The organism is Candidatus Amarolinea dominans (assembly GCF_016704685.1).
Classification (GTDB): Bacteria; Chloroflexota; Anaerolineae; order SSC4; family Amarolineaceae; genus Amarolinea; species Amarolinea dominans.
Genome location: NZ_JADIZS010000020.1, coordinates 12,987 through 29,173 on the forward strand (window position 1 = coordinate 12,987; position 16,187 = coordinate 29,173).

Below are 16,187 nucleotides of genomic sequence, written 5' to 3' on the forward strand. Positions count from 1 at the left end.
CCTGTCTCGCCCGAGAAGACGAGAGGAGGTGCAGCATGACAGCAACTGGGGTGCGTTTGCCCGCATCAGAACCTGGCAGTAGCGGGCGAGCACTGGCCGCAACCGCCGCCTTTCTCCTGGTGGCGTTCATCACGTTCGGGGCGGCGCTGATCTCCGCGCCGACCAAAGGCATCAGGATTTTCCCCTTAGGCCCGTACATCAATGAAGCGATCAACTCGGGCCGTTGGTTCGTCATTGCCGGCGCCGTGTTAGGGATTGCGTTAGGCGCCATCGCCGCGATTACCGTCTACCGGACCTGGCGCAACCGGGGCCAACGCCAGGAGATGCTTGCAGCTTACGTCTTCCTGGCGCCGTACCTGATCATCACCGTGGTCTTCACGGTTGGCGTTCTGCTCTTTGCGCTCTACATCGCCTTTCACAAATACGACATCTTCACAGCGCCGCAGTTTGTCGGGCTTGATAACTTTGCCAAGGCGTTCAGGACGAAGGATTTCGTGCAGTCGCTCGTCAACGTCTTCTGGTATGCGTTGGTGGTGACCATCGTCCAGACCGTGTTCGCGCTGCTGATGGCGATCTTGCTCAACAGCAAAATGCGTGGCCGTGAGTTCTTCCGCACGATCTTCTACACGCCCAGCGTCACCTCATCGGTCGTCATCTCCATGATCTTCTGGTGGCTCTACCTGAAGACCGGATACCTCAACTTCGGCCTCGAGAAGTTGATGGGCATCTTCGGATTGGAGTGGACGCGCGTCGAGTGGCTGAACAACCCGCGCGGCCTGTTCCAACTGATCGCCATGGCCTTCGGGGGCAACATCTCGTCCGACCTGTGGTACCTGCGCGGGCCTAGTGTCACCTGGATGGCGATCATGTTCCAAAACATCTTCACCACCATCCCCACCTTCATGCTGATGTTCCTGGCCGGGCTGCAGGACGTGCCGCCCACCCTGTACGAGGCGGCATCTATTGACGGCGCCACCAATCGCCAGCAGTTCTTCAAGATCACCGTGCCCATGCTGCGACCCGTGTTGCTGCTGGTCATCGTCCTCAGCACCATCGGCACGCTGCAGATCTTCGACCAGGTGAAAATTCTGACCAGCGGTGGCCCGCTGGGCACGAGCTTGACGCCGGTCTACCTGGTGTACCGTGAGGCTATCGGCACGCAGGGTGAGATCCAAATGGGCTACGCAGCCGCGATGGCGTTCATCCTGGCTATCATCATCTTCGTCTTCACATTCCTGCAGCGCCGCTTCATCGAGAGCGGCACTGAGCAGTATTGAATTGAATGGATAGGAGGAACATCATGGCAGTTGCAACCGCGCCCCGCATGCTCCGTGTGCCAACCTCGGAAGAGGCCGCGCGTACGCGGCAACGCCAGGCGGCGCTGAAGTATGTTCTGCTGGGCCTGATTGGCATCGTCTCACTGACGCCGTTCATCCTGGCGTTCTTGGGAACGTTCAAGACGGACGCCGAGATCATCGCTTATCCACCCAAATTGCTACCCGATCGCTGGCTGGTGCAGAACTGGATCAAGACCTGGGGCACCAATTTCGGGGAGGGCGCCACCTTCCCGCGCTGGCTGGCCAACACCGCCGTGGTTGCGGTTGGCTCCGCCATCCTGCAGGTCGTTGCCTGTTCGATGGCGGCCTACGCCTTCGCCCGCCTGCGCTTTCCGGGCAAAAACGCCGTCTTCTCCTTCATGCTGGCCAGCATGATGATCCCCGGCGCCGTCACCCTGATCCCCGCCTATGTGGTGATGACGAAAATTTCCTTCGTGAACACCTACTGGTCACTCCTGGTGCCGGGGGCGATCAGCGCGGGCAACATCTTCCTGCTGACCCAGTTCCTCAAGGCGGTGCCGCGCGAGCTGGAGGAAGCCGCGTTCGTGGATGGCGCCTCGCGCTTTCGCATCTACAAGGACGTGGTGCTGCCCCTGGCCCGGCCGGCGCTGCTGACGGTGTTCATCTTGCAGTTCCAGGGCATGTGGAACGCCTTCATGGCGCCGCTGCTCTACTTGAACACACCCAAAATGTGGGTGCTCAACGTCGCCATCTCCAGCTTCCAGCAGCAGTACAAGGCCGCGTGGAACCTGACCCTGGTGGCCGCCATGTTCAACGCCATCCCGGTCCTGATCCTGTTTGCGTTCTTCAGCCGATATTACATCGAAGGGGTCAGCTATGCGGGGCTGAAAGGGTAGAGATCAGAGAGCAGAGATCAGAGATCGAAAATCGGAGACCGAAGATCGAAAATCGAAAATCGAAAATCGGAGTGCCACACCTCCTTCAGCTTTTCGCCCGCGCCATCCGTCTCTGGTGGCGTGAATTTCTCTTCCTGCTGGTGCTCAACCTGGTCTGGCTGTTGGCGCAGGCGACGGTGGTGCTCGGCCCGCCGGCGACGGCCGCGCTGGTGGCAGTGGCCGCGCAGGTCGCGGACGATGAACTGGTGGATTTCGGCGATTTCTGGCGCGCGCTGGCCGCGAACTTCAGGCGCGCGTGGCTTTGGGGCGCGGCACAACTGGTCGTCTACGGGGTGCTTGGCTTCAATTTCGTCGCTTATGCTAAAACAACGGATTGGCCGATCCTGGCGCTGCGCTACGCGTGGGGACTGCTGGCGCTGGGCTGGTTTGTGCTCAATCTCTACTACTGGCCCCTGAACCACGCCCAGACCGACAAACGCTTCACTACCACCCTGGGCAACGCCGCAAAAATGGCGCTGCTCAATCCGGGTGCGACGATCGTCTACGCGCTGCTGGCGCTCGTCCTGATCGTCAGCAGCACCCTCTCTGGGCTGCTGCTGGGCACCGTGCTCGGGGCGTGGCTGGCACTCTGGGGGGTGTTGGTTGTGCGCCAATTGCTTGGCAGGCAACCGCGCCGGTGATGGCCGTGGTGCAAATGCCCTGTCTGACCGGCGGTTATTTCGCCACGAACTGACGTGCAGCAGGAGTTTCAGCACAGACATCGAGGAGATCCATCAGCCATGAAGTTACAACGACATCCCGGCAACCCCATCTTGCTGCCCGACCCGGCCTCCGACTGGGAGTGTTATCATGTCTTCAATCCCTCGGTCATCCACCACAACGGGCTGTTCCACATGCACTACCGCGCCCAGGGGCTGGACTGGGTCAGCCGCATCGGTTACGCGGTGAGCGCCGACGGGGTGCATTGGAACCGCCTGCGCCGGCCGGTGTTAGCGCCGCAAGACGGCACTGACTCGCGCGGGATCGAAGACCCACGGGTGACCGCGTTGGACGGGGCATTCATCATGTGCTACACCGCCTACGGTCGCGAGTTCCATGGGACGGGCAACCCCACCCACGCTGGCGGCGGCATCTTGCCCATGCTCGCCCGCAGCGAAAACCTGATTACCTGGGAACGTCTCGGCCCGCTCGTGGTTGGGGAAGACAACAAGGATCATGTCCTGTTCCCGCGCAAAATTGGGGGACGCTACGCGGCCTTGCACCGGCGCCGACCAGACGTTTGGCTGGCGACCTCCGCTGACTTATGCACCTGGCATGAGGCCGACATGGCGCCGATTTACGGCCCGCGCGCGGCTGAGAGTCGGCCAGAGATCACGGACGGCGGCTGGGACTCCAAGAGCATAGGCAGCAACGGCGTGCCGATCGAGACGGCGGCCGGTTGGCTGTGCCTCAACCACGGCTACGATGCCAATCATGTCTACCGCTTCGGCGTGATCCTGCTCGACCTGGAGGACCCGACGCGGGTGATCCGCCGGCCCCAAGCGCCGATCTTCTGGCCCGAGGAGTTGTGGGAACTGCGCGGCGACGTGCCAAACGTGGTCTTTTCCTGTGCCAATGTCGTCGTAGGCGACACAGTCTACGTCTATTATGGCGGTGGGGATCACGTGATCGGACTCGCCACATGTGGGCTGGCTGAATTATTGGACTATGCTCTGAAAGGGTAGCACGACCGCGGCTGCGTGGAACGTCACGGCGTGAGCGCCAATTGACACATCGCGGAGCGGCTGCTATAATTCTTGCCAATTAGCCGGCAGGCACTTGGCCTGCCGCCTTTTTGGCAAAAAATCAGTTCAGCAAAACTGCTGCGCAAGCGGCAATCCAGCATATCGTTGCGCCAGTACAAAGTCCGGGCCTCTGCGCCTGGCGCGTAACGGTGAAGGAAGCAAAAAGAGATGTTTGCAATCGTTGAAACGGGTGGCAAGCAGTACAAAGTGAAGGCGGGCGATGTCATCGAGGTCGAACTGTTGCCGGTCGCTCCCGGCGACACAATCGAACTCGGGCGCGTGCTCCTGGTTGCGGATGGGGACGAGGTCAAAGTAGGCACGCCGGTTGTCACGGGTGCGTCTGTCAAGGCAACCGTGCTCCAGGAAACGAAGGGACGCAAGGAGATTGTCTTCATGTATCGTCCCAAGAAGCGTATCCGTCAAAAGACCGGCCATCGTCAGAAGTACACGCAGTTGCGCGTGGATGAAATCGTACTCTAGGACGAGTTGATAAGTCGGAATTAGGGCCGAGTAGGAGAAACTATGGCACATAAAAAGGGCGGTGGCAGTAGCCGCAACGGTCGTGACAGCAACGCGCAGCGCCTGGGCGTGAAGCGTTCCGATGGACAGCAGATCAACGCTGGTTCGATTATCATTCGCCAGCACGGCACCGCGGTCAGGCCAGGCATCAACGTCGGCGTTGGCCGTGACTTTACCCTGTTCGCTTTGATTGATGGCTTCGTCAAGTTCGAGCCGCATTCCAAAGACCAGAAGCGGGTCAGTGTCTATGCACAACGGGCGCTGCCTGCCGCGGTCCGGAGTCTGTCCGACCAGCCGTCTGGCCCAGTCGCCTGACCGGGTCAACGCAGCGTCAAGTGTAATGCTATTTCCCAGCGCCTTTGGGTCGTGGTTGGGAACCATGACCGGTCAGGGGCTGGAAGAAAAGAGGTTTCCCAATGCGTGAAAAGATTCATCCAACCTACTATCATGATGCACAGGTCACCTGTGCGTGCGGCAACACCTGGATTACCGGGTCGACGCGCAAAATGCTTCGCACCGACGTATGCTCGAACTGCCATCCCTTCTTCACCGGCGAGCAACGCATCGTTGACACCGGCGGTCAGGTCGAGCGCTTCATGAAGCGCCTGGAGACAAAGACGAGCAGGGCCGTCCAATTGGAGGCGCAGCGCGTGGTGCGTCAGCAACAGCAGGATTCGACGCGCCTCGCCAAGCGCCGTGGAGACGCCTAAAATCGTGACCCGCACGCAGCCGCCAACGACTGCGTGTGGCGCCAACGACGGTTGCCAAGACAGAGACGAAAGACGAAGGCCGAATCGGACCCTACGATTCTGTGTCCTTCGTCTTTTGTTTTGGAAGAACGGGAATTTTTTGCCACGAATTCCACGAATTTTCACGAAGTGATAGTTCGTGTCATTTGTGGCAGAGAAAATTTGGCATAGACAACGGAGAGAGATCATGCCCTTCATGCAGCCCAAAGGGGGTTGGGTCGAACTGATCTGCGGCAGTATGTTCAGCGGCAAAACCGAGGAGTTGATTCGCCGCGTGCGCCGTGCCCAGATTGCCAGGCAGAATATACAGGTTTTCAAGCCCCAGATTGACAACCGCTATGCGGTCGCGCGCGTGGCGTCGCATAGTGGCCTGCAGTGGGACTCACACACCATCAACGATCCCGCCGAAATCTGGGACTTCCTGGCGGCTGAGACCAATGTCGTCGCCATTGATGAAGTGCAGTTCTTCGACTGGACCGTGGCCGACATCGCCTCCAGCCTGGCCGACAAGGGGCTGCGGGTCATCTGCGCCGGCCTTGATCTCGACTTCCGCGGTGAACCGTTCGGCCCCATTCCGCTGCTGATGGCCCAGGCCGAGATGGTGGACAAGCTGCACGCGATCTGCGTGCAATGTGGCGCACCCGCCGCGCGCACCCAACGCCTGATTGACGGCCGGCCGGCCAACTACGATGACCCCGTCATCATGGTCGGCGCCAATGAAGTCTATGAGGCGCGCTGTCGCGACTGCCACCAGGTGCCGGGCAAACCGGGTCGTTAGTGAGTCGTCAGGACTTGTCGAAGAGTCTGTTTCCCGTTCTTTCCCGGTAAAACGTGAGCACGAGCGGGAATTCGTTTCCTGACAAGTCCATGGATCAGAAGGGTTGGGATTTTCGATGGTCGCTGCCTGGTTTCAATGCTTCCGGGGTTGCCCGGGCAAGTATTCTCTGTACGATGTCATGTACACCTGCCCTACCTGCGGCGGGCTGCTGGAGGTCGCGCACGACATGGCGGCGCTGCGTGCGCGCAGCGCCGCGGGCTGGATGTCACTCTTCGAGCGTCGCGCCAGCACCACGCAATGGCCGTATGGTTCGGGCGTTTGGGGCAAGCGCGAGTGGGTGATCCCCGATCTGGCGGACGACAACATCGTTTCGCTGTTCGAGGGCAATTCCAACCTCTTCTGGGCCGAGCGTCTGGGCAAGCAGATCGGCCTGCCTGATCTGTGGGTCAAGATGTGCGGCAACAGCCACACCGGTTCCTTCAAGGACCTGGGCATGACGGTGCTGGTCAGCGTGGTCAAGCAGATGATCGCGCGCGGGCAGCCGATCCGCGGTGGCCTGCGCCTCAACCGGCGACACCTCAGCCGCGCTGGCTGCGTATGGCGCGGCGGCCGGGATTCCAACGATCGTCTTCCTGCCGCAGGGCAAAGTCAGCGCCGCGCAGTTGATTCAGCCGATCGCCCATGGCGCGCTGGTGCTGGCGCTCGATACCGATTTCGATGGCTGCATGAAAATCGTGCAGGAAGTCACGCAAGACAACACGATCTACCTGGCCAACTCCATGAACTCCTTGCGCATCGAAGGCCAGAAGACGGTGGGTATCGAAATCGTGCAGCAGTTCGACTGGGCCGTGCCAGACTGGATCATCATGCCGGTGGGCAACCTGGGCAACATCAGTGCGCTGGGCAAAGGCCTGCTGATGATGAAAGAGCTGGGGCTGATCAACCGGCTGCCGCGGCTGGTGGCGGCGCAGGCGGCCAGGGCCAACCCGCTCTATCGCAGCGCGCAGACCGGTTTTCAGGAAAAGGTCGTCATGCAGGCGCAGCAGACCCTGGCCTCGGCCATCCAGATCGGCAACCCCGTCAGCTACGAGAAAGCGGTCAGGACGCTGCAGGCGTTCGAGGGCGTGGTGGAGCAGGCCACAGAACATGAGCTGGCCGACGCGGCCGGCCGCGCCGACCGCACCGGTATGTACACCTGTCCCCATACCGGCGTGGCGCTGGCTGCACTCTTCAAGCTGGTGGCACGCGGGGTCATTCAATCTCACGAACGGGTCGTCGTCATCTCCACGGCGCATGGCCTGAAGTTCACGCAGTTCAAGATGGGCTATCACGAGGACACCCTGCCCGAAGTCGAAGCAGTGGCCGCCAACCCGCCCGTCTACCTGCCTCCAGACGCCAGGGTGGTCAAAGAGGTGATTGCCCGGCGCATTGGGTGAGATGGGATACGCGCGTGAACAAGGCGATATCAAGCGACCGGCCATCAAGACCGGTCGCTTGTTCACTTCGCTGGAAGGTCAATCAATGGGCGTGCGCGGGAGTTCTGGATGTGTGTGCCGAACCGCAATTCAAGCCCCAACTCAATCGCTGCCAGGAGTTCGACGCGAGAACCCTGCTCCATCCCCTGCTCCATCCCTTGCTGGATGCCCTGCTGGATGCCCTGCTCGATGCCCCTCTGCATTCCAATTCGTTCGACGCTTGTGATGTATGGCATATGCTCTGCCTCCTCAATCTCTGACTTTGCCCAAAATCTGATCAAGCCATTTCTGATCCAATCAATGAAGCGAACAGGTTGACAATATCTTGTTGCTGAACCGCGCCGGTCAAACGCCGTCAGCCAAATTTTGCGCAAACGTTCATCAAACCGTGATGGGCCATGACGATTACGGCAAAGGGGTTGCTGCTGGCTTCCAACTCGTCCCATCGTGCCCGGTAATCAAGCAGCTTGACCGCGGGAAACCTGATGCCAATCTCGCAGTCCCACAGTTGTAACTGAACTCAGTCGGGCGCCAGGTGCTAACACTGCAGCGGCGACCGGACCGGTCATACAGACGATAATTATACACGTACATGCGCTCGGCGAAGCTGGACTCAGTCTGGCTCTGCACCTCGACATGAACAAGCACCCAGATTTGTACCTGCCCCTGGCATTGCTTGGCCAGGAACTCGTGCTTGGTCAACGTCGCCACAGGAAGATGGCCAAATGCGCTCAGCCTCTTGTTGATCGGAATCTGATCGTTTTTCTCAGGTCCCGGGGTGCCACGTTGGTCTCAGCACACCCTGACAGGGAACTCGTTCGCACCGGGTTTATCTGCTCAGGAAGCGTGCGTGCTGTCCGCACCTCCACCTGGCGCAAGATGTAGGTCGCGTCGGCCACGGTGGTGCTGTTCCATGCTGCCAGGATGCCGGCCGGCTCCACGGGTGTGGTGATCTCCACGGTCAGCGGCAGCCACACATCGGGATCGGGCGCCTGCCCCAACTCGACGCGGTAACTGGCGAAGGCCGCGCCATACGCCGCGCCGCTGATGTCCACCACACCCGCGACCGTGTCACCGTCCAGCGGTTGATCCAGGCGCAGCACCAGGGCATCGCCCGGCGGCGGCGTGGCAGTGACCCCCGGCGTGGGCGTGACCGTCGCTTCTGCGGTAGGCGTTGGCGTCGCCAGGAAGTCGGGGGTCGGGGTAAATGTGGGCAGGAACTCTGGCGTGGGCGTGAACGTCGGGAAAATCTCCGGCGTGGGCGTAAACGTCGGCAGGATTTCCGGCGTAGGCGTGTCTGTTAGCGCGGTTGCGCCGACAAACAGGCGCACGCGGGCTTCGAACTCGCGGCCGCTGCGATCCCACACGCGCACGCGCAGGGTGAAGGGGCCAGGCGCCAGGCGGGTGGTGTCCCAGCTTGCCAGCGGGCCGCCATCCACCGGTGTGAAGAACGGCCCTTCCACATGTCCCCAACCGAGCGGATCGTGGCCTTCGCCGTACTCCACATCATAGCGATCGAAATCGGGCAGGGATGTCTTGCCGATCAACATGACCGACCCGGTCACTGTTTGACCCTCTGCCGGCTGCTGAATGAAGATGTCGGGCGCCTGGCAGTTGGTGGCCACCTCCGTGGGCGGCTGCGGGATGCCGTGGTCAATCGCCCACTGGCGCCCCTCCGGCGGATAGACGACATAGTCGCGTAGTTCCACCAGTTGCTCAGGACATTCGGGCGGCGCCAGAAACTCCTGCTCACCCGCCTTGAAGATGCGCACCTTGCGGTGGATGTCGAACTCGGCGCTCAACGGCCCGCGGCCCTTGACGAACACCTCGGCGCGGCGCACAGGGCAGGTTGCGCTGGGCACCGTGCCTGAATCGGCGCACACCTCGATCAACTCGATGTCGGCCGGCACAGGGAAGGGCAGTTGCGGCTCGTCCTTGAGGGCCGTCGCCAGGAAGCCGTTCCAGATCGGCCCCGCGCCGGCCACGCCGCTGACCCCCTGCATCGGCGTGCCGTCGCTGTTGCCCACCCAAACGCCCACGGCCAGGTCAGGCGTGTAACCCACAGTCCAGTTGTCGCGATAATCGTTGGTGGTGCCGGTCTTGACCGCGGCCGGACGGTCGCCGGGCAGGCGCAGGCTGCTGTTGGGGCCAAACGCGGGCGTGCGAGCCTCGTTGTCCGCCAGGATCGAAGTAATCTGATAGGCGTAGTTGGCCGGCGCGGCCCGTTGCCCGGAAACCGGTTCGATGAGCAGCGCGCCGTGCGGCTGATTGGCGGCCTCACGGCAGGGCGCCGCGCTGACCTCCTCCACTCCCTGGCCGAGCAGTTGTCCGTTCGCAGCAATCACGCATTGGATCGCCACGGGCGGCACGCGCACCCCTTGATTGGCCAGCACGGCATAGGCGCCGGTCAGTTCCAGCAGCGTCACCTCACCGCCGCCCAGGGTCAGCGACAGGCCATAATCGCCGGTCGTCAGGCTCTTGACCCCCAGGCGGCCGGCCGTCTCGATCAGCCGCGGAATGGTGACGTGCTGCAGGGCCTTGACCGCCGGGATGTTGTAGGAATTCGCCAGCGCGCTGCGCACCGTCACCAGGCCGTGCTCTTTGTCATCGTAGTTCTTGGGCACGTAAGGCGGGCGGCCGGCGCCATCGGGAAACTCGGTGCTGATGTCCATCAGCGTGGTGGCGGGCGTCCACCAATCCTGATCCAGTTGCAGGACGGTCAGGTAGGTCAACGGCTTGATGGCCGAGCCGGGCTGGCGCGGGCTGATCGTCACGTTGACCTGGCCGGATATCTCGGCCGCGTTGAAATCTACGCTGCCGAGCATCGCCAGAATTTCGCCCGTCTGCGGTCGCAGGGCCACCAGCGCGGCGTTGGTCACGTGCTGCTGCGGCGTGAAGCGGGCAATGCGCGTGCGCGCGGTCTCTTCGGCCAGCTTCTGCAGATCGTTGTCAAGCGTGGTGTAGACCTGCAGGCCGCCCTTGTACAGAATTTCCGGGCCGTAGGCACGTTCCAGTTGCTCGCGCACGTAGACCACAAAGTGCGGCGCCTCGAAGGTGTAGTGCAGCGGCACCAGCGGAATGGACTGCGCATCCCAGGCCAGCCAGGCTGCGTCCGCCTCCTGCGGCGTGATGTAGCCCTCCTTGACCATCAGGCGCAGCACCACGGCCTGGCGCGCCCTGGCCCCGGTCGGGTTGGTGTACGGGTCATAGTAGGAGGGCGCTTGCGGCAGACCGGCCAACAAGGAGGCTTCGGCCAGGGTCAGGTCAAGGGCCGCCTTGCCAAAATAGGTCTGGCTGGCCGTCTCGATGCCATACGCAGCGCTGCCGTAGTAGATCTCGTTCAGGTAAATTTCCAGGATGCGGTCGCGCGGGTAGGTGCGCGTGATTTCGGCCGCCAGGATCGCTTCTTTGACCTTGCGGCTGATCGTGCGCTCCGGGGACAGGAAGACCAGCTTGACCAACTGCTGGGCAATCGTGGAGCCGCCGATGACCGCCTCGCGTGCGCGAATGGCCCGCCAGACGACACGCGCCAGGCTGATCGGGTCAACGCCGAGATGCTGGTAGAAATTGGCATCTTCGGTGGCAATGGTGCCCTGGATCAGGCTGGGCGCCATCTGGTCAAGCTTGACGAGGGAGCGGCGCCCGGCGCCCGAATCGAACACCTCGTTCAGCGGCTTGCCGTTACGGTCATAGATACGCGTGCTGACGAAGAGCGCCGCGCGATCCTGCAGCTCATCGGGCGCCGGCAGCTCGGACGCCAGCAAGACATAGCCGATGGCGCCGCCGGCCGTGAAGAGCAGGCCCAGGATGGTGCTGATGATGAGTGCGATCAGGAATCCGTCGGCGAACCGCCCGCGGCCGGCGCGGCTGCTGCTTGGCCGCGGCGGCTCAGCGCCTGGCAGGCGTGGCGGTGGATTCCCGTGCCCGGCCGGTCGTGTCAGCACGGGCGGCGGCTCCGGCGGAATCACAGGCGAACGCATCCAATCAGGCAGCCCCTGGTTCGGATTCGCTAACAGTGAGCGGGACGACTGCCCCCAATTCGGGTTATCTTCACCTGGCCTCATGCCTCACTCCTTGAAAGAAACAAGTTTTATCTTTCTTTTTATCTTTCTTGCACAAACGTCAGTTCCCCGCCCACACCGTGAACTCCGACTGCGGGCCGAAGCGGATGTGCGCGGCGTGCGGCAAGGGTTGGGTGACGTGCGGCGTCAGGCGCTGCCCGTTGACCAGCGTGCCGTTACTACTGCCCAGGTCGCAGATGCTGAGGTGGCGGCCGTCCCATGTGATCAGCGCGTGATGACGGCTGACCTGGTCGTCGTTGGCCAGGATGATGACGTTGTCAGGGGTGCGCCCCACGGAGTTTTCGCCCGGACGCAGGGCCAGCCGGCCGCCGGTGGAGTCAACGAGAAAGGCCTGGACGGTGATGGGGGGCGGCGCGGCGGGTCGCAGCGGCGCGGCGGCTGCGGGGCGACGCACGGTAGGCGGGCGGCGCAGCAGCAAAACGAGGAGTACGATACTGCCGATGAGGCCCGCGAGGCCCAGGCAGGTGGCCGCGCCGAGCACCACGATGAGCGCAGACGAGGTGCGGCGGGCACGCGGCGCTGAGGGTTCAACCGGCGCGGGCACGACCGCGACGGCCGTGGCGGTGACGCGCACGATGGCCGGCGGCGGCTCGGTGGCGTTGGCCGGCGGCGTGACGGTGGCCGGCGCAGCAGCATCGGCCGGCAAGGCCAGGCTGCCAAAACCGGTGGCCATATCTGGCCCCGCGACGTCCAGGTCAAGCGCATGGGTGGTCAGATAATCGCGCACGTCGTTTGGCGCCAAGGCGGGAAAGGCACTGAGCACCAGTGCGGCCGCGCCGGCCACATGGGGCGCGGCCGCGGAGGTGCCGGGAAACGAATCGGGCGCATAGCTGTCTGTGGTGACGCGATCGGGCGCGACGATTTCCGGTTTCAGGCGCTCATCATTGGTCGGTCCCTGCGAGCTGAAGTCTTCCAACTCCTGCGTGTCCCAGCGCATGGCGCCTACGGTGACAGAACCACGGGCATCAGCCGGTGTGCTCAGGCTGTAGGCTGCGGAGGGAAATTCGATCTCCCCGTTGAGCGCGAACAGATCGAAGGTCACGGGGTGCGTGGCGCCGGCTGCCTTGATGAGAATGAAGTAGGTGGCAGCATCCAGGTCGGTCAGGCGAAAGCCCTCGACCGGCAGATCGCCGGCCTGCCCCGTCTGCGCATCTCCCGATGAGGCCACGGTCTCATTCTGTGCGTTGACCAGGAAGAGATCGAAATCCTGATCGTGATCTTCCCAGTCGTTCCAGTTCAAGATGATGGTGGCGTCGCCGCGGGTCGGCGGGCGGTAGGCCATCGCGTTGGTGCCGTCGGGGAATTCGTGCAGGCCGTCGCCGTTGCTGTCGGTGAAGACGCCGCGGTAGTGCTCCGTGCCCTCGTTGCCGCTGGCGTTGACCCACACCACGCCCTGGGCGACGGCGTTGTCCACAATTTTGGCCTGGCGGCCACTGCCATCCATCGGCCCCAACGAGGACCCGGCCGAATGTGAGATGATGTCAACGCCCTGGGCCAGCAGCCAATCCACGGCGCGGCCGAGGCCGGTTTCAGTGCCGCCGTAGTAGGCCAGGAACAGTTCGGCATCGGGCGCCATCGCGTGGATGATCTCGGCGCAGGCGGCGCCGTGTACTTCGCCCGTCGCATCGGGTTCTTCATCCGGCACAAATGAGCGTGCGGTCACTTGCGCCGGCAGCGCCCCTCCCAGGAGCGTCCGGTAGCCATCGAAGCCCAGGTCGAGCACGCCGATCTTGATGCCCTGGCCGGTGAAGCCGGCGCGGTGCCAGGCTGCGGCGCCGGTCACCTCCACCCCTTCCATGGCAATGGGCGCCAGTTCAGAAGCTGACGCCGGCGCAAACCTCGGAATCCACGACGGGCGGGCGGGGGCATTGGCCAGGGGGTGAGCCGGCAAACGGTTGACTTGCGTGGGGAGAGGCAGGCGCAGCTTGATGATATGGTCGAGCTGGGTCAACTGCTCGAACAGCTTGCCGGCATCCTCGTTCTGAGCGAATTGCTCGATCAGGCTCATGGGCACGGCGATGTCAATCAAGTCCTGGTAGCTGCCTTCGATGATGATGCCCAGGGCCTGCAGCTCGGCCGCGACGCCGGCCGTGTTGGCCGCGTTGTCAATGACCAGCGTGATGCGCACCTGGTCCCTTTTGTTGAGCAGGGCGCGCTGTTGAGCCAGCGCGCGCGCCGCGTCCACGCCGCCGCGCTCGAAGGCCAGCACGAACTCTTTGTAGACCGAACCGAGCGATGCGTCCTGCAGCAGGCGGCCAATCCGCGGGTAGCGCGCGGCCAGCTCTTCCAGGGAGGGAGCCGGCGTCAACAGGCGGTCGCTTGACGGATCGAACGCGGGTTTGGTGGCGGCGGGCGTCAGCCACGGCTGGGCGACCGTCCACAGGCCAACGCCAGCGGCCGCCAGCACCAGCGCGCTGATGGCGATGAGGCCAATCAAGAAGCGGCGGTTGTGCAAAAGCGATGAACGCATGAACAGTACCTCTTACGGCTTGGCTGTAGCCGATCGCAGGTAACGACATCCTACGTATGAATCCAGAACGGCTTGGCCTCCTGCCCGGTGCGCTGGTAGGGATCGAGCTGCACCACGGCCACGGTCCAGTAGACGTCAATCCAGTCGTCGGTCGGAATCTCCTGGACGCCAGGCGTGGCGCGGATGGAACCAACATACAGGGTGTAGACATGGTTGGGGTTGGCGACGTAGGGCACGGGTGGCGCGACACCTGGATGATCGGGGTTGTTGGCTTTCCACATGCGCAGTTCGAAGCCCTCGTTACTGCTGAGTGCGCGCCCCGTCCATTTCCATTGGAAGTTCTCCGAGTCCCGCGGCCACAGGGTGTAGCCGTCCACGGGCGACTGGAGGATGGGGGTAGTCGCCACGTTGGCCGGTCGTGAGGTCGGCCGGCGGGTCGGCGCGGCAGGAACGGAGGTGCCGGTTGGCGTTGCGCTTGGCCGCGGCGGCGTGGTCGCGGTGGGCAGCGGCGGCGAGGTGGGCAGTGACGTTGCGGTGACGATGACGATGATGGGGGTCGCCGTCGGCAAATTGGTCGTCTGGCCCTGATCGGTGCGACTGCCGAGCGGCGTTACCGTGGCGCCTGCGACCGGCGGATTGACGGTGTTCTCTGCGACTGCCGGTGTGGCGGGCACCGGCGCCAGGGTTGCGGTGGCGATGGCGACAACAGTCGGTTTTGCGGTCGAGCGGCCGCCGGAGGCCATGCTTAGCGCCACGATCAGCAGTAAGACAACGGCGCCGCCGCCCAGGGCGAACCATCCCCAGACCGGAAAGCCGCGCGCGGGGCGCGGCGCGGTCTGCGGCCGCGGGGTGGAGATGCGGCCACCGGCGGGGCCTGTGCTGCGCGGTTTGCTGTCGGGGCGGCGGCCTGCAATCACGGTGGGCGGCGCCAGGTTGGTATTCACGCTGCGCAGCGCGCCTTCGATCTCCTGCTGAAACGCGACAATGCTGGCGGGGCGGCGCCCTGGCTGCGTCTCCAGCCCATGGACCAGCGCCGCTTCCAATGCCGGGCTGATGGCGATGTTCATCTCGCGCGGTGACTTGAGCACCATATTCGCGATCGCGCGCTGGATGCTGTCGGGTGGCGTCTCCCCGGTGAAGAGCGCATAGAGGGTTGCAGCCAGGGAGTAGATGTCCGAACGCTGATCGGTATGCGCGGCGCCGTACTGTTCCGGCGGTGAGAAGCCGGGCGTGACGCCGAGGGCGCCGGTGGCGGTGCGCTGCTGCTGCGAGCCTACCTTGCTGAGGCCGAAGTCCACCAGTACCGCGCGGCCGTCCGGTGTCATGCGAATGTTCTGCGGCTTGATGTCACGATGAATGATGGGCGGGTTCTGGGTGTGCAGGTAGTTGAGCGCATCGCAGATCTGACTCAGCCACTGCATCACTTCCTCGGGCATCAAGCGCCCGCGGCTGCGCAGCATCTCGGCCAGGTTCATGCCTTCGACGAAATCCATGACCAGGTACTGAACGCCCTGCGCTGTGATGAAGTGATCAATGACACGCGGCAGATTGGAATGACGCAGGCGGGCCAGCACCTTGGCCTCCTGTTCGAATTGGGTCTGCGCGTCGGGAGTGGTCAGGTTATTCTCTTTGAGCGCCACCCACTGCTCCAGGCGCATGTCCCAGGCCCGGTAGACGGCGCCCATCCCGCCCTGCCCCAGCATGCGGTCCAGGCGATAGCGATTTTCGAGAATGGATCCAGGGTTCAGAGCCATTTTTTCTTCTCCACGGCAGGGGAAAGCGGTCGTGTACTCAGTTTGGCGCTCTCAGCGGGCTTCGAACACGGTGCAGGAAACAACAACGATGAGATGCAGGAAGCACCGGTCTCGAAGCAGCATGGGCGGCGCCAGATGACCGCATTATACCGCAGATCGGCCAAACATGCACGTGGGCAGAAATCCGGCGGTAATCCCCTCGACCTCGTCGAAGCCGCCGTCGTTTGGTCCCCCAGCAGTTCCAAATGTAGCCATCCATGTGACTGGCCAGCGCCAGGCCGTCCTGGTGGGCGCGACGCGTCCCGTAGGGACACCGCACACTCGTAGGGACGCCTGACCTTAGCGAGGATTGCGGGCGGCCTCATTCAATCGTCCCTACGGG

General features: G+C 63.2%; 11 protein-coding genes and 2 pseudogenes. 9 read left to right on the forward strand and 4 right to left on the reverse strand.

All coding sequences use genetic code 11. The annotated features are described in order from the left end of the window. Positions 1–35 precede the first annotated feature (35 nt). The 9 genes and pseudogenes from IPF85_RS14125 (at position 36) to thrC (ending at position 7,460) form a co-directional block, all read left to right on the forward strand. Complete coding sequence (locus IPF85_RS14125) at positions 36–1,277, forward strand: sugar ABC transporter permease (protein WP_343408721.1); 1,242 nt, start codon at positions 36–38, stop codon at positions 1,275–1,277. Positions 1,278–1,300: 23 nt separating this feature from the next. After that, positions 1,301–2,194: a carbohydrate ABC transporter permease gene (locus tag IPF85_RS14130; RefSeq protein WP_343408722.1), complete on the forward strand. Its 894-nt coding sequence runs from the start codon at positions 1,301–1,303 to the stop codon at positions 2,192–2,194. A 71-nt stretch (positions 2,195–2,265) separates the two neighbouring features. Next, a complete protein-coding gene (locus IPF85_RS14135; RefSeq protein WP_343408723.1) occupies positions 2,266–2,874 on the forward strand; it encodes a DUF624 domain-containing protein in 609 nt (202 codons plus the stop codon). Positions 2,875–2,973: 99 nt separating this feature from the next. Further along, entirely contained in the window at positions 2,974–3,918 is a 945-nt protein-coding gene (locus IPF85_RS14140; RefSeq protein WP_343408724.1) for a glycosidase, read from the forward strand. Positions 3,919–4,146: 228 nt separating this feature from the next. Next, entirely contained in the window at positions 4,147–4,458 is a 312-nt protein-coding gene (gene rplU / locus IPF85_RS14145) for a 50S ribosomal protein L21 (protein ID WP_343408725.1), read from the forward strand. A gap of 42 nt (positions 4,459–4,500) precedes the next feature. Further along, positions 4,501–4,812 (forward strand): 50S ribosomal protein L27, encoded by a 312-nt coding sequence (rpmA, locus tag IPF85_RS14150; RefSeq protein ID WP_343408726.1) that lies wholly within the window; start codon positions 4,501–4,503, stop codon positions 4,810–4,812. 101 nt (positions 4,813–4,913) lie between these two features. Then, positions 4,914–5,114: pseudogene (rpmE, locus tag IPF85_RS14155) on the forward strand (50S ribosomal protein L31); the annotation flags it as partial. A gap of 319 nt (positions 5,115–5,433) precedes the next feature. Beyond that, on the forward strand, positions 5,434–6,024 hold the full coding sequence (locus tag IPF85_RS14160) for a thymidine kinase (protein WP_343408727.1): 591 nt from the start codon (positions 5,434–5,436) through the stop codon (positions 6,022–6,024). A 115-nt stretch (positions 6,025–6,139) separates the two neighbouring features. Then, positions 6,140–7,460 (forward strand): annotated as a pseudogene (thrC, locus tag IPF85_RS14165) (threonine synthase). A 62-nt stretch (positions 7,461–7,522) separates the two neighbouring features. Here thrC and IPF85_RS14170 read toward each other — a convergent pair. From IPF85_RS14170 to IPF85_RS14185, 4 genes are all read right to left on the reverse strand, one after another. Further along, positions 7,523–7,735 (reverse strand): hypothetical protein, encoded by a 213-nt coding sequence (locus tag IPF85_RS14170; RefSeq protein WP_343408728.1) that lies wholly within the window; start codon positions 7,733–7,735, stop codon positions 7,523–7,525. Between the two features lie 495 nt (positions 7,736–8,230). Then, complete coding sequence (locus tag IPF85_RS14175) at positions 8,231–11,563, reverse strand: transglycosylase domain-containing protein (protein ID WP_343408729.1); 3,333 nt, start codon at positions 11,561–11,563, stop codon at positions 8,231–8,233. Positions 11,564–11,621: 58 nt separating this feature from the next. Further along, on the reverse strand, positions 11,622–14,051 hold the full coding sequence (locus tag IPF85_RS14180) for a S8 family serine peptidase (protein ID WP_343408730.1): 2,430 nt from the start codon (positions 14,049–14,051) through the stop codon (positions 11,622–11,624). A gap of 50 nt (positions 14,052–14,101) precedes the next feature. Then, on the reverse strand, positions 14,102–15,805 hold the full coding sequence (locus tag IPF85_RS14185; RefSeq protein WP_343408731.1) for a protein kinase: 1,704 nt from the start codon (positions 15,803–15,805) through the stop codon (positions 14,102–14,104). Positions 15,806–16,187: the final 382 nt, after the last annotated feature.

What these genes read in the sequence shown, in the direction of transcription:
- IPF85_RS14125 (WP_343408721.1), top strand. Translation starts at nt 36, where the DNA reads ATGACAGCAACTGGGGTGCGTTTGCCCGCATCAGAACCTGGCAGTAGC.
- IPF85_RS14130 (WP_343408722.1), top strand. Translation starts at nt 1,301, where the DNA reads ATGGCAGTTGCAACCGCGCCCCGCATGCTCCGTGTGCCAACCTCGGAA.
- IPF85_RS14140 (WP_343408724.1), top strand. Translation starts at nt 2,974, where the DNA reads ATGAAGTTACAACGACATCCCGGCAACCCCATCTTGCTGCCCGACCCG.
- rplU (WP_343408725.1), top strand. Translation starts at nt 4,147, where the DNA reads ATGTTTGCAATCGTTGAAACGGGTGGCAAGCAGTACAAAGTGAAGGCG.
- rpmA (WP_343408726.1), top strand. Translation starts at nt 4,501, where the DNA reads ATGGCACATAAAAAGGGCGGTGGCAGTAGCCGCAACGGTCGTGACAGC.
- IPF85_RS14160 (WP_343408727.1), top strand. Translation starts at nt 5,434, where the DNA reads ATGCCCTTCATGCAGCCCAAAGGGGGTTGGGTCGAACTGATCTGCGGC.
- IPF85_RS14170 (WP_343408728.1), bottom strand. Translation starts at nt 7,735, where the DNA reads ATGCCATACATCACAAGCGTCGAACGAATTGGAATGCAGAGGGGCATC.
- IPF85_RS14175 (WP_343408729.1), bottom strand. Translation starts at nt 11,563, where the DNA reads ATGAGGCCAGGTGAAGATAACCCGAATTGGGGGCAGTCGTCCCGCTCA.
- IPF85_RS14180 (WP_343408730.1), bottom strand. Translation starts at nt 14,051, where the DNA reads ATGCGTTCATCGCTTTTGCACAACCGCCGCTTCTTGATTGGCCTCATC.
- IPF85_RS14185 (WP_343408731.1), bottom strand. Translation starts at nt 15,805, where the DNA reads ATGGCTCTGAACCCTGGATCCATTCTCGAAAATCGCTATCGCCTGGAC.